This is a genomic window from Kribbella ginsengisoli, from assembly GCF_039537185.1.
GTDB lineage: Bacteria > Actinomycetota > Actinomycetes > Propionibacteriales > Kribbellaceae > Kribbella > Kribbella koreensis.
The window spans coordinates 414,116-436,083 of sequence record NZ_BAABAA010000006.1; the positions used below are offsets into that span (position 1 = coordinate 414,116).

The following is a 21,968-nucleotide window of genomic DNA, read 5'->3' on the forward strand; positions in this document are numbered from 1 at the left end:
AGCTCCCTCGGATTTAGTCTGTACAGAGATTATCTCTGCACAGACTAAATCGGCAAGAGGTCAGCCGCGACGGCCGTCGAGGAGTTCTCGGAGGATGTCCAGGTGGCCTAGGTGGCGGGCGGTTTCTTCGAGCATGTGGTTGAGGATGTAGCGGGTCGAGGCCGGCTGTCCTGACGGGCGGGGAGGCGGCAGCGTCTCCACGTCGTCGAGGGTGAAGCCGGTGAGGATCTCGTTCGAGCGGGCGCATTCGGCGTCGTACTCGTCGAGGAGGTCCGCGAGGGTGCGGTGGTCGACGAACATTTCGGCGTCGGGGTGGCCGCCTTCGGTGAAGGGGGTCTGGCCGGTGTCGGGGGTGCCGAGGAGGTTCTCGGTGAACCAGGAGTACTCGACCCAGCGGAGGTGGGAGACCAGGCCGGCCACGGTGGTGAGCGGCGAGGTCGGGAGGAGCTGGCGATGGGCGTCGGCCTCGCTCAGGCCTTCGCACTTCGGCCGGACGAGCGAGCGTTGCAGGTCGAGCCAACCGATGAGGCTGGTTCGCTCATCGGCTGTGTGCAGTGCCCTCACGCGGGGGTTCGCCAGTCGTAGCGGGTTGCGCCGTCGATGAGTTCGCGGATGATGTCCAGGTGGCCGACATGGCGGGCCGTCTCCTCGATCATGTGGCAGAGGATGTAGCGCAGCGAGGCCGGGTCGTCGTCGCCGGTGCCCTGCTCGAGCGCGTCGAGCGAGAGATCGGCGATGGTCGCGTTCGAGCGCGCGCACTCCTCGTCGTACTCGTCGAGCAGTTGAGCCAGCGGCACGTCGTCGACGAACATCTCGGCGTCCGGGTGACCGTCCTTGGTCCAGGGCGTCTGCCCGGTGTCCGGTACGCCGACCAGGCTCAGCTGGAACCAGGAGTACTCGTTCCAGCGCAGGTGCGCCACCAGCCCGGCCATCGTCATCAACGGCGACGTGCTGAGCACGGAACGATGCGCGTCGGCCTCGGTCAGGCCTTCGCATTTCATCCGGACGAAGGACCTCTGCAGGTCCAGCCAGCCGGTCAGTTGGGTCCGCTCGTCAGAGGTCAGCGGCGGACGGGATACCACGGTCATTGCAGCTCCTGAGGTGGTGAGAACAAGCCACCTGTCAGCCGCGGACGCGACAGGCAGGCAGCACGATAGTCGTGGACATCGCGCTCACCTCCTCTCGGTTCACTCCGACCCTAGCAGCCTCGCCTTGACCTCGCCCTTCAATACTTTGCCGACCTTCGAGCGCGGCAGATCGGGCCAGACCACCACCTGTTTCGGCGCCTTGACGCTGCCGAGCCGGCTCTTCACGTAGTTGCGGACCTCCGACTCGGTCACCGTCAGCCCGGGGTGCAACTGCAGGACCGCGGTCACCCGCTCGCCCCACTTCTCGTCCGGTAGTCCGACGACCGCGCAGTCGCGAATCGCCGGGTACGTCATCAGCGCCTGCTCGACCTCCGCCGAGTACACGTTGAATCCGCCCGTGATGATCATGTCTTTCGCCCGATCCACTATGTAGAGGTAGTTGTCTTCGTCGAGGAACCCGATGTCACCCGTGTGGTGCCACCCGTACTGCGACGCGGCCGCAGTCGCAACCGAGTCGCGGTAGTACCCAGCCATCACCAGCGAGCCCCGGACGACGATCTCGCCGCGCTCCCCGGTCCCCAGCAGCCGCCCGTCGTCGGCCATGATCGCCACCTGCGTCAGCGGCGAGGGCCGCCCCGCCGAGGTGAACCGTTCGACCGCGAACGAGCCGTCGGGACGGAAGTGGTCGGCCGGCGCCATCGTGGAGATCATCATCGGCGCCTCGCTCTGACCGAACAGCTGCGCCATCACCGGCCCGATCCGCGTCAGCGCCTCCTCCAGCCGGGCCGCCGACATCGGCGCGGCGCCGTACCAGAAGCACTGCAGTGAGCCGAGATCCGTGGTGGACAAGGAAGGATGCGCCAGCACCATGTAGATCACGGTCGGCGGCAGGAAGGTGTGGGTGACCCGATGCCGCTCGATCAACGCCAGGAACTCGTCCAGGTCGGGCGACGGCATGATCACGATCTCGCCGCCGAGCGTCAGTACTGGGAAGCAGAGTACTCCTGCCGCGTGCGTCAGCGGCGCCAGCGCCAGATAGACCGGCCGGCCGTCGAAGGGATAGCTCATCAGCGTGATCGCCGACATCGTCTCGAGGTTGCGCTCGGTCAGCATCACCCCCTTCGGCCGCCCGGTCGTACCGCCGGTACCGACCAGCAGGGCCGTCTCGTCCAACGGCTCCAAAGACCACGGATCGGCCGGTACGCCGGCCAGCCACTCGGCCAGGCTGATTGCCCCAGGCAACGAGTCGTCGAGGCAGATGACCGTGGTCAGCTTCGGCAGCCCGGGCAGCATCTTCTCCACCAGCGGGAGGAACGCACGCTGGAAGATCAGCGCGGAGCAGTCGAAGGCATCGAGCAGGTCCCGGTTCTCGGCGGCCTCGTTGCGCGGATTGACCGGGCACCAGATCGCGCCGGCCCGGGCGATACCGAAGACGCAGGCGAACGAGATCGGGTTGTTCGCCGACAGGATCGCCACCTTGTCGCCGGGCAGCACGGTCGAGCGGTGCAGGGCACGGCCGACCTGCCAGGACAGTTGCTGCACCTCGGCGTAGCTGAGCGAAGTACCGGCCATCGTCAGGCAGGGGGCATCGGCTCCGAGCGATGCGCCCTTGTCCAGATAGTCGTACAGCCTCACGCGAACTCCAGTTGGTACAGGTGCGGGGGGACCCTTGGGGGGTGAGTCGGGCACCCCCGCACCCGGTCTCAGTGGTGGACGGTCACTACAGGTTCGAGAACCAGCCCGAAGCTCCGCAGTACGCCGAGAAGCTCGCGGTGCCCGAAGGCCTGACAGGCTGAGGCGAGCCCGGCACGCTTAGGTGGCTGCTGGAGGAGCGAATAGGCGGCGTACGCCTGCAGCACGCCCGTCTGCTTGTAGTTGCTGTTGCCGTAGATGACGCAGTGCGCGCGCCCGAGCGGACCGGACGCGTGGACCGAGTCGAGCGACGTGTTGATCCGCGGGTTCTCGCGCGGCGGCATGCTGGCCTGTACCGACGCGGCGACCTCGGCGAGCGCGGCGTCCTGTTGCTCGGCCGGCAGCGTCTTGATCTGCGACTCGACCATCTTCACCGCCTCGACCACGCCCTGCATCACGGTCCGGTCGAAGACGCCACCGGCCACCTTCACGTTGGCCACGCGGGGATCGTTCTTGAACCAGACCGGGTGACTCGTGCCGCCCCAGGGCAGGGCGAGTGCGGTCGCGTGCTGGCCCGGGACATTGACCTCGGTCGTGGTCAGCGGGTCCCACTTCACCAACTCGTTCTGCTCGAGGTAGTGCCAGTCGGCCTTGAGGATGGTGAAGATGGTCTGGGTCGACGCGTAGGTCGGGAATCCCTTCCACAGCACCAGGATGTCGAGGGTGTCGAGGCCAGGGGTCTCCAGACAGATGTTCGCGGCGATCTCGCCGGTCGTGTACATCTGAGCGACTCCCGGAGCAAGCAACAGTCCTTCGGCGGTGAACTTGTCACCCCACCCGTTCTGCGCGTCCAGCAGCCAGTCCTGTTCACCAGTGGTGTCCAGGTAGTGGCAGCCGGCCGCCAGGCTCGCCTCGACGACCTCCGGCCCGTACTTGACGAACGGGCCGACCATGTTGCTGACCACTTTCGCTCCGCGGAACAGGTCGGTCAGCGCACTCACCTCGTGCTCGACCTCGACCACCTCGTGGTCGACGGTGTCGATGCCGGGAACCTTGTCGAGCACTTCCTGCACGCGCTTCTTGTCCCGGCCGGCCGCGATGAACGGGACGTTGAACTCGCGCAGGTACTCGCAGACGAGCCGCCCGGTGTAGCCGGAGGCGCCGTAGACGACGACGGGTTTGCTCATCGTCACATCCCCATTCCGCCGTCGACCGGCAGGCCCGCGCCGGTGATGAACTTCGCCGCGTCCGAGGCCAGGAAGACGACCGCGTCGGCCATGTCGCCGACCTCGCCGAGCCGGCCCAGCGGGGTCAGTCCGATGACGTCCCCGACTGCAGCTTCGGCCGACGGCCAGAGCCCGAGCGTGACCATGTCGGCCGCGAGCTTCATGCCCATCTCGGTCGGTACCAGGCCGGGGTACACACAGTTCACCCGTACGCCGTACCCGAGCTTGCCGGACTCCATCGCCGCCACCCGGGTCAGCCGGTCGACCGCGGACTTCGTCGCGGAGTACCCGGAGATGCCGGGGAACGGGATGGTCGCCGCGACGCTGGAGATGTTGACCACCGAGCCACCAGTCCCGGCGGGTCCCTCCGGCCGCATCGCGCGGAATGCGTGCTTCAGCCCCAGCGCCGTGCCGAGGACGTTGATCTCCAGCATCTTGCGGACGTCGGCCGGGTCGAGGTCGATCACCAGGCCGGACAGTTCGACGCCGGCGTTGTTCACCAGGATGTCCAGGCCGCCGAGCTCGGTGATGGTGGCGCTGATCGCCGCCTCCCAGTTCGCGTCGTCGGTGACGTCGAGCGGCACGAAGGCCGCCGTCGCGCCGCTGTCGTTCAGCGAATCGGCCGTCGCCTTGCCGAGATCCTCCGCGATGTCCGCGATCACCACCGAGGCGCCGGCCGCTGCGAGAGCTTCAGCCATTCCGGCCCCGAGCCCGCGCGCACCCCCGGTCACCAAGGCTTTTCGTCCGGTCAGGTCGTACCCGCTCATAACTGTCCCCTTCGGCCGGCTGCTGGACCCCTTCGGCCGCCCGACCACCGGTGAGGCGGTGATCGGGCGATGAGCACAGCGTCACGGAGTTCTGGACAGTCGTCAAGACTTTCTTGGGCAACTGTCCAAAAAATCTGAACTCCGGGTTAAACTCGCTGGAACGAACCTCGGGAGGCTGACCGTGACCGACGTGTCGGACCGGATCTCGCGCCGCCAGGTGGACAAGTTCGCTGAGCGCCGCGCCCAGCTCGCCACCTCGGCGCTGCGTACCCTGTCCGAGCTCGGTTACGCCCGCACCAGCCTGCGGGAGATCGCCCAGAACTCCGACTTCTCGCACGGCGTCCTGCACTACTACTTCCGCGACAAGGTCGAGCTGATCATGTTCTGCGTGAAGCTCTACAAGGCCGAGTGCGTCACCCGGTACGACCAGATCGTCGCCACCGCGCAGACGGCCGACCAGCTCCGGGTCGACTTCGCCCAGGCTTTGGCTACCACCTGTGACGAAGACGGGACGATGCACAGGCTCTGGTACGACCTGCGCAACCAGGCCTTGTTCGAGGAGTCGTTCCGCGAGGACGTGCTGGAGATCGACCAGACGCTCGAGCTGATGATCTGGCGGATCGTCAGCACGTACGCCGATCTGAGCGGCAAGCCGATCACGGTCTCACCGGCCACCGCCTACGCCCAGTTCGACGGCCTCTTCCAGCAAGCCCTGCTCCGCCACCTCTCCGGCGACCCCAAGGCCCTCGACACCCTCAAAGACGGCGTCGACAAAACCCTCCCCAAACTGCTGATCCCCTGAGGATGCGCACTTGCCGGTGCGGAACTGGCTGTTGGCTACCAGGGCTCGACAGTTGGTCACGCAAGGTTGGTGTTGGTTGCGGTGTGCTCCGGTAAGGGGCCGTGGTTCGCAGCTACGCGGATCTCGCGGAGGGGTATGAGCCGAATGGGTCACCTTCGAGGTGGGTCGAGTCGCGGGGTGACGTTTGGCAAGGCGGGTCGTGTCGAGGGGTGAGGATCGCAAGGTCAGCCGGTTCGCGGGCGACGGCTGGGGAGGCTTACCGGACCTAGTTGCTGAGGGCAATGGATGGTCGTGCGCGCATGCACAACTCCATGGGCAAGCGGTTACCCCGGCGTGTCGGGATGGTTTCCCGGAGTTGTGCGTGCACGGCGGTCCGGGGCGGGTAGCTGGCGACGAGGATCCCTTTGAGATAAGGAATCTCGGGAGGGTTTTGCCCCAAAATCGGGGCAACTTCCTCCCTGGTCTCCGACAGAATCCTCCCGGACCCCAGCTGGCTCGGTAGGACAGGTGTCTTGGTTGGGACAGTGCTGTCGCGCCGCGACGAACCACCCAAATCCCGCCGAAGTGGCCCATTCCGGGGTCGGCTGACAGGTTGTCTGGCCGCTGGCGACCTGTAGTGGGGGTAGTCGCCGAAGGAACGGTGTTTCGCTGGCGGGTTTGGTACCGCTGGCGTCAAGCAGCCCGGCGACGCGGTCCACAGCACCTTGCGTGGGTAAAGCGGATGGTGGGGGCCCGGCGACGCGATCCACAGTTCCTGAGGTCTGATCCCCTACCGGTTCCGCTGGTCGCTGATCCGCTTGGCCTTGCCCAGTGAGCGTTCGAGGGCGTGGGGTGGGAGGACCTGGACGGTTGCGGTGACGCCGACTCGGTCTTTCACCCGGCGCGACAGGGCTGAGGCGGCTGTGGCGTAAGAGGAGGTCGGCAGGTCCGGTGCCGCCTCGACCTGGACGGTGAGTTCGTCGAGGCGGTTGGGGCGGGTGAGGATGCAGAGGTAGTGCGGGGTCAGGCCGTCGACCAGCAGGAGTTGTTCCTCGATCTGGGTGGGGAAGACGTTGACGCCGCGGACGATCATCATGTCGTCGGTGCGGCCGGTGATCTTCTCCATCCGGCGCATCCCGGGGCGGGCCGTGCCGGGCAGTAGCCGGGTCAGGTCGCGGGTGCGATACCGGAGTACCGGAAAAGCCTGTTTGGTGAGGGTGGTGAAGACCAGCTCGCCGACCTCGCCGTCGGGCAGCGTCTCGCCGGTGACCGGGTCGATGATCTCGGGGTAGAAGTGGTCCTCCCAGATGTGCAGGCCGTCCTTGGTCTCGACACACTCCTGCGCGACGCCCGGGCCCATCACCTCCGACAGCCCGTAGATGTCGACGGCGTGCATTCCCGTCTTGCTCTCCACCTCTGTGCGCATCTGCTCGGTCCACGGCTCCGCGCCGAAGATGCCGACCTGCAGCGAGGTCTCCCGCGGATCCATGCCCCGGGCAACCATCTCGTCGATGATGGAGAGGAAGTACGACGGCGTCACCATGATGATCCGGGCGCCGAAGTCGCGGATCAGGTCGACCTGCCGCTCGGTCATCCCGCCGGAGACCGGTACGACCGTGCAGCCGAGCCGTTCGGCGCCGTAATGGGCGCCGAGACCGCCGGTGAACAGGCCGTACCCGTAGGCGACATGGCAGACGTCGCCGGCGCGACCACCGGCCGCGCGGATCGAGCGGGCGATCAGGTTGGCCCAGTTGTCGATGTCGTCGCGGGTGTAGCCGACGACGGTCGGGCGGCCCGTCGTACCGGAGGAAGCGTGGACGCGGACCACCTCTTCGCGCGGGACCGCGAACATGCCGAACGGGTAGTTGTCGCGCAGGTCCTGCTTGCCGGTGAAGGGCAGCCGGGCCAGATCGGAGAAGTCCTGCAGGTCGTCGGGTTTGAAGCCGACGCCGTCCAGCGCCGCCCGGTAGTGCGGGACGTTCTCGTACGCCGCGCGCACGGTGGTCTGCAGGCCGGCCAGCTGCCGCGACCGCAGTTCGTCGACGCCGAGCTTCTCGCCGTCGTCGAGCAGGTCCGCCGAGGGCGCTTCACCGAGAAATCGTTCAGTCATTCGACTGCCTCTCAGGGGCGGGCCAGTAGGGTCGCGATGCCCTGGCCGACTCCGATGCACATGGTGGAGAGCGCGAACCCGGCGTCGCGGTGGCGAAGCTCCAGGGCGGCGGTGAGGGCGAGACGCGCGCCGGACATGCCCAGGGGGTGACCCAGGGCGATGGCGCCGCCGTTCGGATTCACGTGCTCTGCGTCGTCCGGCAGCCCGAGCTGACGCAGTACTGCGAGGGACTGGGCCGCGAACGCCTCGTTGAGTTCGATCACGCCGACATCCGCCAGCGCGACCCCGGCCTTGCCGAGCACCTTGCGGGTCGCCGGGACCGGGCCGATGCCCATGATCCGCGGCGGTACGCCGGCAGCCGCGGTACCGACGATCCGCGCCAGCGGAGTGACGCCGAGCCGCTCGACCGCTTCGCCGCTCATCACCAGCAGTGCGGCGGCGCCGTCGTTGACGCCGGACGCGTTGCCTGCGGTGACCGTACCGGGGTCGCGGAACGGAGTCTTCAAGCCGGCCAGGGCTTCCAGCGAGGTCTCACGCGGGTGCTCGTCGACGTCGACGACCGTCACCGCGCCGCGCTTGCCGGGCACCTCCACGGCGACGATCTCCTCGGCGAGCCGTCCGTTCGCCTGTGCCTTCGCCGCGCGTTGCTGACTGCGGTAGGCGAAGAGGTCCTGGTCTTCGCGGGAGACGGCGAAGTCGGCGGCGACGTTCTCCGCGGTCTCCGGCATCGAGTCGATCCCGTACTGCTTCTTCAGCAGTGGGTTGACGAAGCGCCAGCCGATCGTGGTGTCGAAGATCTCCGCCTGGCGGGAGAAAGCAGACGCTGCCTTGGGCATCACGAAGGGCGCGCGGGACATCGACTCGACGCCACCGGCCAACACGATCTCGTTGTCACCAGCAACGATCGAGCGGGCGGCCGCGGCGACCGCGTCCAGGCCGGAGCCGCAGAGCCGGTTGATCGTGGATCCGGGCACGCCGTCCGGCAGGCCGGCCAGCAGCAGCGCCATCCGGGCGACGTTGCGGTTGTCCTCGCCGGCCTGGTTGGCGCAGCCGAGGAAGACGTCGTCGATCGTCGCCGGGTCGAGGCCTTCATGTCTCGCGAGCAGGCTCTTCAGCGCGTGCGCGGCGAGATCGTCGGGCCGGACGGTTGCCAGCGCACCGGCGTACCGCCCGATCGGGGTGCGGACGCCGTCCACCAAATACGCTACCCGGGTCATCGGATCTCCTGGTCAGGACTGAGCAACCTGGGCATGGGGCCTCCCGTTCTGGACTGAGGAGCGAAGCGACGAGGGAAGAACGGGAGTTTCAGCCCCATGACCCGCCGAGCCGGAGGCGAGGCCGAAAACGCAGTCATGAATCCTCCTTGATGATGCTGCCGCTCAACTGACGACTCCGGCCGCGGAACTCGGCGATCACGTCGTCGCCGCGCCGGACCGTCACGTCGTAGATCCCGTTCTTGCCGTACTGCGTCCGCTCCCGCGCCTCGGCGACCAGCACGTCACCGCGCTGGGCGGGAGCGATGAACACGATGTCGCAGGCCTGGGCCACAGTCACCAGGTTGCGTGAGTTGCAGGCGAAAGCGAAGGCCGAGTCGGCCAGCGTGAAGATGAAGCCGCCGTGCGCGATGCCGTGGCCGTTCACCATGTCGTCGCGCACCGTCATCGCCAGTTCGGCCGTGCCGTCGCCGACGGAGACCAGGCGCATGCCGAGGCCCGCGCTGGCGGAGTCGTCGGCCCACATGGCGGCCGCGACCCGGCGTGCTAGCTCGTTGCCCATTCGGTCACCCAGCGGTAGGGAGTGGTTGTGACACTCTAGCCCCGATCTGGTCATGGACTGTAACATCACTGTCATGACTACTGACTGGCTGGCTTCCCACCGTGAACGGCTCGACGGCGCGCTCACCGCGATCCGCAGTCGTGGCTACTACTCCGCCTTCCCGGAGTCGCCGAGCCCGCGGGTCTACGGCGAGACGGCGGCCGAGGACGGCAAGGCCGCGTTCGAGGCACACCGCGGTACGACGTTCGCGCTCGAGACGCCGGGGGCCAGTGGCACAGTCAGTTCCGAGGAGTCGCCGTACGGCGTTCCGCTGGACGTCCAGTACCCGCGAACCGTCGAGAACGGCCTGGACGAGCTGCTCGCGGCTGCCCAAAAGGGCCTGACCGACTGGCGAAAGGGCGGGATCGAGGGCCGCGTCGGCGTCACGCTGGAGATCCTCGACCGGCTGCACAAGCGGGTCTTCGAGCTGGCAGGAGCGGTCCAGCACACCAGCGGCCAGGCGTTCGTGATGGCGTTCCAGGCCGGTGGCGCGCACGCGCTGGACCGGGCGCTGGAGGCGATCGCCTACGCGTACGAGGAGATGAGCCGCTACCCGGCGACCGCGATCTGGGAGAAGCCGGCCAAGGGCGACCCGATCCGGCTGGAGAAGAACTTCACCGTCACCGGCCGCGGCGTCGCGCTGGTGATCGGCTGCAATACGTTCCCGACCTGGAACTCCTGGCCCGGCCTGTTCGCCTCGCTGGTCACCGGCAACGCCGTCATCGTCAAGCCGCACCCGCTGGCTGTCCTGCCGCTGGCCATCACCGTCGAGGTGGCCCGTGAGGTCCTCGCCGAGGCCGGCTACGACCCGAACCTGGTCACCCTGGCCGCCGAGCACCCCGGTGACGGCCTGGCCAAGCCGCTCGCGCTGCGCCCCGAGGTCAAGCTGATCGACTTCACCGGTGGTACCGAGTTCGGCGACTGGCTGGAGCAGAACGCGACCCAGGCCGAGGTCTTCACCGAGAAGGCCGGCGTCAACGCGGTCATCATCGACTCGACCGACTCGTTCAAGGCGCTCTGCAACAACCTCGCCTTCACGCTGTCGCTGTACTCCGGCCAGATGTGCACCACCACCCAGAACCTGTTCGTTCCCGCCGACGGCATCGAGACCGACGAGGGCCACAAGACCTTCGACGAGGTCGGCGCCGGCATCGCGAACTCGATCAGCAAGCTGCTCGGCGACGACGCCCGCGCGGTCGAACTGCTCGGCGGCATCGTCAACCAGGCCGTGGTCAACCGGCTCGAGCTCGCCCCGGAGTACGGCGACGTCGTGCTGGAGTCGCGCGCGATCACGCACCCGGCGTACGCCGACGCCGTCGTCCGGACGCCGTTGCTGGTGGCGCTGGACGCCAAGAACGAGGACGTCTTCAGCCGCGAGTGCTTCGGCCCGGTGTCCTTCCTGGTCCGCACCAGCGGTACCGCCGAATCGATCGCGTTGTTCCGCCAGACCGTCGGCGACGGCGGTGCGATGACGGCCGGCGTCTACTCCACCGACCCTGCCGTGCTGGACGAGGTCCGTGAGGCCGCTCTCGACGTCGGCGTCGCGCTGTCGGAGAACCTGACCGGCCAGGTCTTCGTCAATCAATCGGCTGCTTTCAGCGATTTCCACGGCACCGGTGCGAACCCGGCCGCTAACGCCACGTACACGGACGGCGCATACGTTGCGAGTCGCTTCCGCGTCATTCAGTCTAGGCGTCATGCCTGATGCGCAGAATCTGAAAGAAGCACTCTCGTACTTCGACAGCTGGCTGGCGTTCAGTCAGCGTTTTCAGCGCATACCAGGGGTCCAGGCAGCTGTTTACGCCGACGACGCGATCGCGTTCTCGGCTGCCTACGGATCGGCCGACGTCGAGCAGGGCGTCGCGCTGACCGAGCAGCACCTGTTCCGGATCGCGTCGCACTCCAAGTCGTTCACCGCGACCGCCCTGCTCCAGCTGGCCGAGCAGGGCAAGGTGCGGCTGGACGACAAGGTCGCGATGTATGTCACCGAGATCGTCGGCACCCCGCTGGGCGAGCGGGCGATCCGGGAGCTGCTCAGCCACGCGGCCGGCGTGACCAGGGACAGCGACAGCGCCGACTTCTGGCAACTCGGCGCGCCCTTCCCGGACCGAGAGCACCTGCTGCGGGTGCTCCAGGATCCCGGTGCCGCCGTCCTGGCCGACAGCGAGCGCTTCAAGTACTCCAACATCGGCTACGGCCTGCTCGGCCTGGTGATCGAGGCAGCGTCCGGTACGCCTTACAACAGCTACGTGCAGACCGAGATCGTCGACAAGCTCGGTCTGGCCGGGCTGGGGCCGGAGCTCGATCCGGCCAGGAGCCACGAGTACGCCACCGGATACAGCGCGCTGGCCTACGCCGACAGCCGGGTCCCGATCGATCACGTCGACACCCGGGCACTCGCTTCGGCGACGGGTTTCTTCGGCAACGCGCGTGATCTGGTGTCGTTCTGGTCGGCCCACCTCGACGGCGACGTCCGGCTGCTGACCGACGACTCGAAGCGGAAGATGCAGCATCCGGCCTGGAAGACCTCGGACAAGGACTGGCCGCAGTACGGGCTCGGGCTGCAGATCGCCAAGGTCGGTGAGCGGCAGGTCTTCGGGCACAGTGGTGGCTACCCCGGACACATCACCCGCTCGTTCGTCGACGCCGAACGCCGGCTGGTCGTCTCGGTGCTGACGAACGCGATCGACGGGCCGGCGACCCAGTTGGCCGAGGGGCTGCTGAAGCTCGTCGACCTCGCCGAGTCGAAGCCGCGCCCCGAGGAAGCCGGGCCGGCCCGGTTCACCGGCCGGTTCGCCAACCTGTGGGGCGTTTTCGACGTCGCGCTGCTCGGCGGCCGGCTCTATGTGCTCGATCCGGCCGCGCTCGACCCGACCGCCGATCCGACGGCGCTCGAACCGGCCGGCGACGACGCTCTCCGGGCGGTCGGCGGCTCCGGCTATCAGGCGGTCGGCGAGTGCTACCGGTACACCTTCGCCGCGACCGGTGAGGTCGAGTCGGTCCGCGACTCCAGCGGGCTGATCGCTCACCCGATCCACGGCTTCACGCTGCCCGACCGGGTGCGGGTGAGTACCGTTCAGGCATGACCATCCACGGGGATCATCCGTTCCTGCCACCGGAGTCGGAACGGAGCCCGGTACGCCGGTTCCGCGGCCGGCTGCCGTCGCCGGTCGGGCTGTGGACGACGGCCCATGAGGGGAAACGGGCCGGCTTGACCGTCTCGTCGATGCTCGTCGCGGACGGCGACCCCGGCTACGTGATCGGCCTGATCGACCCGGACTCGGACCTCTGGGAAACGTTGCACAAGGCAAGGACGGCCGTGGTCAGCCTGCTCGGTGGCCCGCACCAGCAACTGGCCGACGCCTTCGGATACGTCGCGCCGGCGCCGGGCGGGCCGTTCCGGATGATCGACTGGACCGAGACGGAGTGGGGCCCGGCGCCCGTCGGGGTGAGCACCTGGGCGGGTTGCCGGCTGGTTTCGGCCGACCCACCCGAGGTCGGCTGGGCCCTTCAGGTCCAGCTGGAGATCGCACACGTGGAGCTGGCGGCCGAGGAACTCCCGGTGCTGGTCCATCGCCGAGGCCGGTACTCGACTCTCTGACGTCCCTGCTTAAAGTGAGGACATGCGTGCCACCACGATTCATGCGCCTTTCGACATCCGGCTGAGCGAGGTTCCGGATCCGGTGATCGAGTCGCCGACGGATGCGGTCGTCAAGATCGTGGCGGGCTGCATCTGCGGGTCGGACCTGTGGCCCTATCGGGGCGAGAACAAGATCACCCCCGGCAGCCGGATCGGGCACGAGTACGTCGGGATCGTCCAGGAGGTCGGCGCTGACGTGCGGACAGTGCGTCCCGGTGATTTCGTTGTCACCCCGTTCGTGGCCAGCGACGGGACCTGCCCGAACTGTCTGGCCGGCTTCCAGTCGGCCTGTCAGAACCTGGTCGGGATCGGCAGTGACCAGGCCGACGGGGGGCAGGGCGAGTTCGCGAAGGTGCCGATGGCGGATGGCACGCTGGTGGCGACTCCCGGCGTACCAGATGATGCACTGGTCCCATCGTTGCTTACGTTGTCGGACGTGATGGGGACCGGCTGGCACGCGGCCCGGTCGGCCCGGGTGAAGGCCGGCGACACCGTGGTCGTGGTGGGTGATGGGGCGGTTGGGCTGTGCGGCGTACTGGCTGCTTCGCGGATGGGCGCTGAGCGGGTGTTAGCGCTTTCCCGGCACGAATCGCGGCAGGAGATCGCACGGCAGTTCGGTGCGACGCACATCATCGCCGAGCGTGGTGAAGAGGCGAAGGCCGCGGTGCTGGAGCTGACCGCAGGCGTGGGAGCGGATGCGGTGCTCGAATGCGTCGGTACGGACCAGTCGTTCAGCACTGCGTTCGACGTGGCCAGGCCGGGCTCGACGGTGGGGTTCGTCGGCGTACCGCACGGTGTCGAACTGCCGCTGCGGCGGATGTTCCGGACCAACGTGGGGCTGGCCGGCGGGATGGCTCCGGCGCGTCAGTACCTCCCGGAGCTGATGGCGGACGTACTGTCGGGAGCGATAAATCCAGGGCTCGTCTTCGATGCGGAGTTGCCGCTGGAAGATGTGGCCGAGGGCTACAAGATGATGCATGAGCGGCGCGCGATCAAGGTGTTGCTCAGGCCATAGCGCGCAGTACCCCCTGTCCGGGGTGGTGGGGTGGGGCAGTAATACCTCAGCTCATACTGGCCTTACAAGAGCGCTTTGTACGCGCTCTCACACCAGGTGTGCACGAGGGATCACGTCTGCGCAACGCGCTCGCGCGGAGCGTTGACACCCGACCGGCCCCGGCCCAGAGTTGGGCGCGTCGAGGGGGCATTCGTTGTCAAACAGCTCCCTGAGCTGATCGGAGAGTGAAAAGATGCGTGGTGGTTGGAGCAAGACCCTCGCGGTGGTGGGTGCCGTGGGTCTTCTCGCGGTCAGTGCCTGCGGGAACAGCGACGACTCGAGCAGTGGTGGGGACGCGGCGGCCAACAAGGACGTGACCGTCTTCACCTGGTGGGCAGATGGTGGCGAGAAGGCCGGGCTCGACGGGCTGGTCTCGGTGTTCAACACCGAGTGCAAGGACTACAAGTTCGTCAACTCCGCCGTCGCCGGTGGCGCGGGCTCGAACGCCAAGCAGGTGCTGGCGAACGACCTGCAGGCCAAGAAGCCGCCGTCGACCTTCCAGGCGCACGCCGGCGCCGAGCTGGGCGACTACATCAAGAACGCCCAGGTGGACGACGTCAGCGACCTCTACAAGGAGTTCGGCCTCGACAAGGCGTTCCCGCAGACCCTGCTGGACAACCTGACCGTCGACGGCAAGATCTACTCGGTGCCGGCCAACGTGCACCGCGCCAACGTCGTCTGGGCCAGCCCGGCGGTGCTGAAGAAGGCGAACATCGACGCCACCAAGGCTCCGGCCTCGGTCGACGCCTGGATCGCCGACATGGAGAAGCTGAAGCAGGCCGGCGTCAAGGCCCCGCTGGCCACCTCCAAGGGCTTCGCCGAGGAAATGGTGATGGAGGCCGTGCTGCTGGCCGAGCTCGGTCCGGAGAAGTTCACCGGGCTGTGGAACGGCAAGACCGACATGGCCGGCGCCGACGTCACCGCCGCGCTGGAGAAGTTCAAGAAGGTGCTGTCCTACGCCAACGCCGACCGCGAGGCGGTCGACTGGCCGGACGCGCTGCAGTACGTGAACAAGGGCCAGTCGGGCTACACGCTGATGGGTGACTGGGTCGCCGCGCAGCAGCTGTCCGACAAGATCCCGGACAGCGCGTACACCTACTGGCCGGCGCCGGGTACCTCGGGCGACTTCCAGTTCCTCGCGGACTCCTTCACGCTGCCGACCGGTGGCCAGGACCCCGAGGGCGCGAAGTGCTGGCTGAAGACGGTCGGTAGCGCCGAGGGCCAGAAGGCCTTCAACACCAAGAAGGGCTCGATCCCGGCCCGTTCGGACGCGTCGCCGGCCGACTACCCGAAGTACCAGCAGTCCGCGATGGCTGACTGGAAGTCCAAGACGATCGTGCCGTCCTGCGCGCACGGCGCCGCCTGCACGCTGGGCCAGAACGACAGCATCCTGTCGGCGATGGGCCAGTTCAGCAGCGGTCTGGACGTCGGCACGCTGCAGAAGGCGCTGGTCGCCGCAGCCAAGCCGAGCTGATCGCGCGGTGCCGTCCTCACCGAACCAGACTGATCTCGACCTGACCGTTTTCGACCGGGAGTCCTGAGTCATGCACGGAAGAATCCGCACCTGGGGGCCAGGAGCGCTGGTGCTGCTGCCCACGGTGCTGTTGCTCGGGTACTTCGTCTACGGGCTGATCGCCTGGACCTTCAACACCTCGTTGACGGACAAGCACAACGCCCGGCCGGTCCCGACCAAACACGTCGGGTTCGAGAACTACGTCAATCTGTTCGGTGAGGACCGGTTCCTCAACTCGCTGAAGAACCTCGGCGTGCTCACGGTGGCGTTCATCGTGGGCACGCTGATCTTCGGCCTGCTCTGGGCGCTGCTGCTGGAGAAGGGGGTCACCGGAGAGGGTCTGTTCCGGTCGATCTTCCTGTTCCCGATGGCGATCTCGATGATCGCCTCCGGCGTCGTCTGGGGCTGGTTGCTGAACCCCTCGCAGGGTGATGACGCGCGCGGCCTGAACCGGCTGTTCGACATCCTGCACCTGAATTTCCTGGAGAATCCCTGGTGGACCGCGGGGAACCGGTGGACCACGATGGCGTCCATCGCGTTGCCCGCGGTCTGGCAGCTGTCCGGCTACATCATGGCGCTGTTCCTGGCCGGCTTCCGCGGCATCCCGGCCGAGCTGCGTGAGGCGGCCCGGGTGGACGGCGCCAGTGAGTTCAAGCTCTACCGGTACGTACTGTTCCCGCAGTTGTCCCCGATCGCGCTGTCCGCGCTGATCATCCTGGGCCACATGTCGCTGAAGCTGTTCGACCTGATCTACGCGATCACCGGTCCGAACCAGTTCCGCACCGAGGTGCCCTCGGTCTACATGTGGAACACCTTGCTCCGCAGCGACATGGCGAAGGCGGCCGCGATAGCGATTGTCCTTCTCGCTGTTGTCGCGGTCCTGGTCATCCCGTATGTCGCCTACACCGTCCGGCAGGAGAACGAAGAATGACCGTCGTGGATGCTTCCGCCGCCACCGGCAAGGCGGCCGCGGCGATCAGCAAGAAGCCGCAGCGCAATACGATCGCCGACGGCTCGACCCGGCGCAGCCGCACCGTCCGGTACATCTTGTTGCTGCTGTTCCTCCTGTTCGTGCTGACGCCGGTGTACGTCGTGATCATCACCAGCTTCAAGACCTCCAGCGACACCACCGCCGCCGCGCAGTGGTCGCTGCCGCAGACCTGGACGATCGAGCCCTGGCGCAAAGCCTGGGACGTCCTGCAGCCGTACATGGTCCGCTCGCTCTCGCTGGCCGTCCCGGCCGCGATCATCGCGTCGCTGATCGGCTCGGCGAACGGTTTCGTCCTGGCCCGCTGGCGCTTCCCCGGCGCGAACCTGGTGTTCGCGTTCATCCTGTTCGGCATGTTCATCCCGTACCAGGCCGTGATGCTGCCGCTGCGGCAGACCTACCAGGACCTGGACGTCACCCGGGGTATCCCGACGCTGCTCATCACGCACGTCATCTACGGCATCCCGATCTGCACGCTGATCTTCCGCAACTACTACGCGACGGTGATCCCGACCGAGATCATCGAGTCGGCCCGGGTCGACGGCGCCGGCCTGATCCAGACCTACATCCGGATCATCCTGCCGGTCTCGATCTCCGGCTTCGTGGTCACGCTGATCTGGCAGTTCACCTCGGTCTGGAACGACTTCCTGTTCGCGCTCTTCCTGACCCAGCAGAACAACGGCCCGGTCACCCTCGGCCTGGCGGCACTCGCCGGTGGGCAGAAGGTCGACTACGCGGCCAGCATGGCGGGCGCGCTGATCACGTCGTTCCCGACGCTGCTCGTCTACATCCTGCTCGGCCGCTGGTTCATCGGCGGACTGATGGCGGGTGCGCTGAAGGGCTGACCTTCCCTACGGCCCGTATCTCCGGTGATTCCTACTGGAGGTACGGGCCGTAGGCGTTTCATGACGGCGTGTCGACCGAGTTGTCCACAGGACGCGCGCACCGGCCTGCGGCGGAGGGGCGGTCAGCGGTAATCTCGCCAGAGTGACAAAGTCACGAGGCCGGGACGGACGCGGCAGCCATTTGCGGCTGGTCGACTCCGGTTCAGGCCCGACCCCAGGGCAGCCGCCGGCGGGTGTCGTGGGGACAGACCTCGACACCACGCCGAGCGTCGCCGTGCTGGACACCCTGCAGGAGACGCTGCTGCTCGACCTGGCGGCTGCTCCGCCCGCGTTGCATCCGGTGATTGCCGAGGCGTCGGTCGCGCGGTCGGCGGCGCTGCTGGCCGACCAGCTGTGGCCTGCTGGGCAGCCGGACGAGATCGGTGAGGTCGAGCGGTTCTTCTGGGCCGATGCGGCTCGGGTGCTGGGGGAGCGGCGGGACCCGGATTCCTTTGTGTTGCTGACGAGTTTGGCTCGTACCGTTGGGCCGGCTGGGCGGCTGCCGTTGCAGCGGGCTCACTTGTCGCGGGGGCGTACGCAGTACGACGTGCCGGACTGGGTGGCGCGGATCGCCGGGTTCCGGTTGACGAGTGCGATCGTGTCGGAGGACGTGACGGGCGACGGGTTGAGCGTCGTACTGGACTATGACGACGAGCAGCATCCGCACACGGTGGTCGTCTTTGTGGACAACAACCTTGGGGCGATCGCGAAGGATGTTTTTGTCGGGCCGCCGGTGGATCGGGTGGTCGAGGCGTACCAGCGCGGTGGGCGGGTGACTGTGCGGACGGTGCGGCCTGCGACTGCTGCGGGAATCATTCTGCAGGCGTTGGGGGAGACGCACGACTCGGACGATCCGCCGGTGACGGAGGACTTCGAGTTCTTCTCCGGGTTGCTGGTGAATCGGCTGACCCAGTTGCCCGAGCGGCCGGTCCGACCGCCGGTGCGGGCGCAACTGTCCGGGCGGCAACGCGATCAGCTGGTCGACGAGTTCCTCGAATCGCCTTTCGCTGTTGGGCTTCCGGATGACGCGGCGGACATCACGCGACTGTGGGTCGACCACGCTGTCGATCGCACGGTTGGCGGGCCGTTGCGGGTGAGCGCAGTACTGGTGGAGCTTTTCCTGTCCCACTGGCTGCCCCGCAAGGTGCTTGCCGACAGCACCTACTTCGCCGCCGTCCCGTTGGTGGTCAAGGCATGGCTGGCCTTCGCAGGCGACCGCACGTCCCTGGAAATGGACGCAATAGAAGAAGCCGTAGACGCAGTAGACGTCTGGAGCCCAGCCCTGGAAGCTGCCGCCCTGACCGACCCGATCCGCCCCCTCTCCGGCGAACGAGTCTTCCTGGACGACACCAGCGCCGACCTGGAAGAGGCCTACCGCACCCTCGCCGGCCTGGGCGCCCCACCTCGCCCCGACCTCCGCGGCCTGGACAAATCCCAAGCCGCAACCCTGTCGGTACTGGCCCCCCACGCCTGGCTCCTAGCCGGCGAAACCCTGGGCACCAACTACGCCGCCGAAGCTTTCGACATAGCCGATCGCCTGGTCCGAGAAGCCCCCGACCTACTGACCAAGGCCCGCCTCTCCACCTGGCCCCGAGCCATCGTCTGGCTCCAAGCCCACCGCCACCGCCTGGTAGGCCCCGGCGAACCCCTAACCCCCCTAGCCCTGGCCACCGAACTCTCCTCCTCACCCCCCACCCTCCGCAAAACCGCCAAACTCCTAACCGACACCCTCATCCTCCCCCGCTGACCCCAGCCGGGTAGGACCGCAGCTCGAGCGTTGGTTCGGGGAGTCCAGCCGTCAGGAGTAGGTGAGGGGTGTGTGGTGGCGGAGGGCGTGTTGCGCTGCGCGGAGGTAGAGGGCTACGTAGAAGGACGCGTCCAGGTCGTCGGCCCAGGGGGCTTGGTGGGTGGCGGCGAGGGCTTTGGCGGGGCCGTCCAGGAACCAGGTGGTCAGGGTCAGGTTGTGGGGTGCGGCGGGGACCTCGGCCGGTAGGGCGATGGCGGCGGCGAGTTTCTCGGCGATCGCCTGTACCTGTGGGGCCCCGGCGATCGTGGTCGACTCGAAGTACTGGGACTCGATCGGCAGGTGGATCGGTTTCTCGAGGGATATGGGGACCAGCAGCGTCCAATCGCACAGCAGCCCGAATTCCCCGGTCGAGAGGTGCTGTCCGCCGAGGCGGCTGAAGCTGTCCATGGGAGGGACCAGCTTCTCCTCGAAGGGCGCTGCCGCCGGCCCGGGCCGGTACGCCGGTAAGCCCAGCCGCCCGAGTTCCGCGTCCAGGGCCGTGGCGGTCTCGGCCAAGCCGCCCTCATCGTCGTCGAACCAGTCCCCGGCGCTGACGCTGTAGAGATACATGCCCACGATCGCAAACTACCGCCCGGCGGGGTGACCGGTCCGTGGGCCCTCCGACGGGACTGGTTGAGCCCGGGCGGACAATGGGGGCATGCATGTGCGCGCGCCGGAGCTCAAGGGTCGGGGATGGTTGAACACCGGGGGACGGGAGCTGAAGCTCGCGGACTTCCGGGGGCGCTTTTTGCTCCTCGATTTTTGGACCTTCTGCTGCATCAATTGTCTTCATGTGCTGGACGAGTTGCGGCCGTTGGAGGAGAAGTACGGGGACGCGCTGGTGATTGTGGGCGTGCATTCGCCGAAGTTCGCGCATGAGGGGGAAGAGGCCGCGGTCAAGGCAGCGGTGGAGCGGTACGAGGTGGGACATCCGGTGCTGGATGATCCGGAGTTGGTCACTTGGGAGAACTACACGGCGCGAGCTTGGCCGACGCTGGTGTTGGTGGATCCGAATGGGTACATCGTTGCCCAGTACTCCGGTGAGGGGCACGAGCATGCCCTGGACGCTCAGCTGGCGGAGTTGATCGCCGAGCATGAGAAGGCGGGGACGCTGACTCGGGGGAAGTCGCCGTATGTGGCGCCGGTGGCCGAGGCCGGGGATCTGCGGTTCCCGGCGAAGGTTGTTGCCTTGGGCGACGGGTTCCTGGTGGCGGACGCGGGCAACCACAGCGTGGTCGAGCTGGCTGCCGATGCGACGACCGTGGTCAGGAGGTTCGGTACGGGTAAGCGTGGGTTCAAGGACGGCACCCACGCTGAGTTCTCCGAGCCGAACGGCCTGACGGTGGTGCCGCAAGAGGTTGCCGAACGGGTCGGGTACGACGTGGTGGTGGCCGACACGGTCAACCATGCGCTACGAGGGATCAACCTCGGTACCGGCGAAGTGAGCACGTTGGTTGGTACCGGCAAGCAATGGATGGATGGCGACGGGACCGGCGTGCTGAGCTCGCCGTGGGATGTCGCGTGGTGGCAGGACAAGGTGTGGATCGCGATGGCCGGCGTTCACCAGTTGTGGACGTACGACCCGTTCAGCAAGACCACCGAGGTCGCTGCGGGAACCACCAACGAAGGACTGAGGGACGGTGCGCTGGAGCAGGCGTGGTTCGCGCAGACGTCGGGGCTCGCGGCCGACGGGGACAGGCTCTGGCTGGCCGACTCGGAGATCTCCGCGCTGCGTTGGGTCCAAGGCGGCGAGGTGCACACCGCCGTCGGGACCGGGCTGTTCGACTTCGGGCTGCGGGACGGCAAGGCCGAGGAGGCGCTCCTGCAGCACCCGCTCGGAGTGACCGTGCTCCCCGACGGGTCGATCGCGATCTCGGATACCTACAACGGCGCCGTACGCCGGTACGCCCCGTCCAGCGGATTGGTCGAGACGATGGCCACCGGGCTTGCCGAGCCGAGCGGAGCTGTTGTCGCCGGCAACGACCTGCTCGTGGTGGAGTCGGCCGCGCATCGATTGACCCGGGTCCCATTGGGCGCGTCGGCGAAGGCGGATGAGTTCAGTACCCGGACGCAGCGGCCGCCGATGGACATCGCGGCCGGGGAGGTGACGCTCGACGTGGTGTTCACCCCGCCGCCGGGCCAGAAGCTCGACGACCGCTACGGCCCGTCCACCAAGCTGCTCGTCTCGTCGACGCCGGAAGCGCTGCTCAAGGAGGGCGCGGGCGACTCCACCGACCTGACGCGCAGGCTCGTGATCGACGAGCGGGTCGGCGACGGAGTGCTGCACGTCGCAGTACAGGCCGCATCGTGTGACGACTCAGCGGCGGTGGAGTTCCCGGCCTGTCACATGCATCGGCAGGACTGGGGCGTGCCGATCCGGGTCACCGCCGATGGCAGTGCCCGGCTCGAGCTGGTCCTGTCGGGAGCGACTACTCCTTGATGTCGCGGTGGTGCTCCTCGACGACCCGGTACTCCTCTTCGATGGCCGGGTCGAGCGCGTCGTTGGGGACCCGACGGCGCCGGTTCGTGATGTAGAAGGAGAGCACGATGCCGGCCAGCCCGGCGAGCATCAGGATGTAGCCGACCACGGTCAGGTTCACCGCGTCCCACGAGTCGCGGACCGCGAACGAGAGGATCGCGCCGACCACCATCAGGAAGATCCCCACACCGATGCTCATGTCGAG

20 protein-coding genes are annotated in these 21,968 nt (G+C 67.5%); 10 read left to right on the top strand and 10 right to left on the bottom strand.

The annotated features are described in order from the left end of the window. Nucleotides 1-60 precede the first annotated feature (60 nt). The 5 genes from ABD768_RS23035 to ABD768_RS23055 all read right to left on the bottom strand — a co-directional run bounded on the left by ABD768_RS23035 (nucleotide 61) and on the right by ABD768_RS23055 (nucleotide 4,713). Nucleotides 61-564: a DinB family protein gene (locus ABD768_RS23035; RefSeq protein WP_344843821.1), complete on the bottom strand. Its 504-nt coding sequence runs from the start codon at nucleotides 562-564 to the stop codon at nucleotides 61-63. Further along, on the bottom strand, nucleotides 561-1,088 hold the full coding sequence (locus tag ABD768_RS23040) for a DinB family protein (protein WP_343981810.1): 528 nt from the start codon (nucleotides 1,086-1,088) through the stop codon (nucleotides 561-563). The genes ABD768_RS23035 and ABD768_RS23040 overlap by 4 nt, the downstream gene beginning before the upstream one ends. A gap of 99 nt (nucleotides 1,089-1,187) precedes the next feature. Continuing rightward, nucleotides 1,188-2,723 carry an acyl-CoA synthetase gene (locus ABD768_RS23045; protein WP_343981807.1) on the bottom strand — a complete coding sequence of 512 codons (1,536 nt, stop codon included), beginning with the start codon at nucleotides 2,721-2,723 and terminating at the stop codon, nucleotides 1,188-1,190. A gap of 68 nt (nucleotides 2,724-2,791) precedes the next feature. After that, nucleotides 2,792-3,907, bottom strand: coding sequence for a DUF5938 domain-containing protein (locus tag ABD768_RS23050; RefSeq protein ID WP_343981804.1), 1,116 nt, complete (start codon nucleotides 3,905-3,907; stop codon nucleotides 2,792-2,794). Between the two features lie 2 nt (nucleotides 3,908-3,909). Beyond that, on the bottom strand, nucleotides 3,910-4,713 hold the full coding sequence (locus ABD768_RS23055) for an SDR family NAD(P)-dependent oxidoreductase (RefSeq protein ID WP_343981801.1): 804 nt from the start codon (nucleotides 4,711-4,713) through the stop codon (nucleotides 3,910-3,912). A 181-nt stretch (nucleotides 4,714-4,894) separates the two neighbouring features. Here ABD768_RS23055 and ABD768_RS23060 point away from each other — a divergent pair, with 181 nt between their 5' ends. Continuing rightward, complete coding sequence (locus ABD768_RS23060; protein ID WP_344843825.1) at nucleotides 4,895-5,515, top strand: TetR/AcrR family transcriptional regulator; 621 nt, start codon at nucleotides 4,895-4,897, stop codon at nucleotides 5,513-5,515. A 769-nt stretch (nucleotides 5,516-6,284) separates the two neighbouring features. Here ABD768_RS23060 and paaK read toward each other — a convergent pair. The 3 genes from paaK to paaI all read right to left on the bottom strand — a co-directional run bounded on the left by paaK (nucleotide 6,285) and on the right by paaI (nucleotide 9,380). Beyond that, nucleotides 6,285-7,604: a phenylacetate--CoA ligase PaaK gene (paaK, locus tag ABD768_RS23065; RefSeq protein WP_344843828.1), complete on the bottom strand. Its 1,320-nt coding sequence runs from the start codon at nucleotides 7,602-7,604 to the stop codon at nucleotides 6,285-6,287. Between the two features lie 11 nt (nucleotides 7,605-7,615). Beyond that, entirely contained in the window at nucleotides 7,616-8,821 is a 1,206-nt protein-coding gene (gene pcaF / locus ABD768_RS23070; RefSeq protein WP_344843830.1) for a 3-oxoadipyl-CoA thiolase, read from the bottom strand. A gap of 133 nt (nucleotides 8,822-8,954) precedes the next feature. Next, the gene (paaI, locus tag ABD768_RS23075) at nucleotides 8,955-9,380 is read right to left on the bottom strand and encodes a hydroxyphenylacetyl-CoA thioesterase PaaI (RefSeq protein ID WP_344843833.1); all 426 of its coding nucleotides are present in this window, start codon (nucleotides 9,378-9,380) and stop codon (nucleotides 8,955-8,957) included. 73 nt (nucleotides 9,381-9,453) lie between these two features. Between paaI and paaN the strand changes: the two genes are divergently transcribed. The 8 genes from paaN (at nucleotide 9,454) to ABD768_RS23115 (ending at nucleotide 19,245) form a co-directional block, all read left to right on the top strand. Further along, a complete protein-coding gene (paaN, locus tag ABD768_RS23080; RefSeq protein ID WP_343981785.1) occupies nucleotides 9,454-11,124 on the top strand; it encodes a phenylacetic acid degradation protein PaaN in 1,671 nt (556 codons plus the stop codon). Further along, nucleotides 11,117-12,505, top strand: a complete 1,389-nt coding sequence (locus ABD768_RS23085) for a serine hydrolase domain-containing protein (protein WP_344843836.1) — start codon at nucleotides 11,117-11,119, stop codon at nucleotides 12,503-12,505. The genes paaN and ABD768_RS23085 overlap by 8 nt, the downstream gene beginning before the upstream one ends. Then, the gene (locus tag ABD768_RS23090; RefSeq protein ID WP_343981779.1) at nucleotides 12,502-13,020 is read left to right on the top strand and encodes a flavin reductase family protein; all 519 of its coding nucleotides are present in this window, start codon (nucleotides 12,502-12,504) and stop codon (nucleotides 13,018-13,020) included. Before ABD768_RS23085 ends, ABD768_RS23090 begins: the two co-directional genes overlap by 4 nt. Nucleotides 13,021-13,042: 22 nt before the next feature. Further along, nucleotides 13,043-14,074 (top strand): zinc-dependent alcohol dehydrogenase family protein, encoded by a 1,032-nt coding sequence (locus tag ABD768_RS23095; RefSeq protein ID WP_344843839.1) that lies wholly within the window; start codon nucleotides 13,043-13,045, stop codon nucleotides 14,072-14,074. A 232-nt stretch (nucleotides 14,075-14,306) separates the two neighbouring features. Next, the gene (locus ABD768_RS23100) at nucleotides 14,307-15,587 is read left to right on the top strand and encodes an ABC transporter substrate-binding protein (RefSeq protein WP_343981773.1); all 1,281 of its coding nucleotides are present in this window, start codon (nucleotides 14,307-14,309) and stop codon (nucleotides 15,585-15,587) included. 70 nt (nucleotides 15,588-15,657) lie between these two features. After that, nucleotides 15,658-16,557, top strand: coding sequence for a carbohydrate ABC transporter permease (locus ABD768_RS23105; protein ID WP_343981770.1), 900 nt, complete (start codon nucleotides 15,658-15,660; stop codon nucleotides 16,555-16,557). Next, a complete protein-coding gene (locus tag ABD768_RS23110) occupies nucleotides 16,554-17,459 on the top strand; it encodes a carbohydrate ABC transporter permease (protein ID WP_343981767.1) in 906 nt (301 codons plus the stop codon). Before ABD768_RS23105 ends, ABD768_RS23110 begins: the two co-directional genes overlap by 4 nt. Nucleotides 17,460-17,601: 142 nt before the next feature. Then, the gene (locus ABD768_RS23115; protein WP_344843845.1) at nucleotides 17,602-19,245 is read left to right on the top strand and encodes a hypothetical protein; all 1,644 of its coding nucleotides are present in this window, start codon (nucleotides 17,602-17,604) and stop codon (nucleotides 19,243-19,245) included. A 51-nt stretch (nucleotides 19,246-19,296) separates the two neighbouring features. Here the strand turns inward: ABD768_RS23115 and ABD768_RS23120 are convergent, their stop codons facing one another. Then, nucleotides 19,297-19,860: a hypothetical protein gene (locus ABD768_RS23120; protein ID WP_344843847.1), complete on the bottom strand. Its 564-nt coding sequence runs from the start codon at nucleotides 19,858-19,860 to the stop codon at nucleotides 19,297-19,299. An 82-nt stretch (nucleotides 19,861-19,942) separates the two neighbouring features. On the opposite strand from ABD768_RS23120, the gene ABD768_RS23125 reads away from it, so the two are divergent. Beyond that, nucleotides 19,943-21,724 carry an NHL domain-containing thioredoxin family protein gene (locus ABD768_RS23125; RefSeq protein ID WP_344843849.1) on the top strand — a complete coding sequence of 594 codons (1,782 nt, stop codon included), beginning with the start codon at nucleotides 19,943-19,945 and terminating at the stop codon, nucleotides 21,722-21,724. On the opposite strand, the gene ABD768_RS23130 is transcribed toward ABD768_RS23125, so the two are convergent. After that, a complete protein-coding gene (locus ABD768_RS23130) occupies nucleotides 21,714-21,962 on the bottom strand; it encodes a DUF6458 family protein (protein ID WP_343981754.1) in 249 nt (82 codons plus the stop codon). The genes ABD768_RS23125 and ABD768_RS23130 overlap by 11 nt on opposite strands. Nucleotides 21,963-21,968 lie beyond the last annotated feature (6 nt).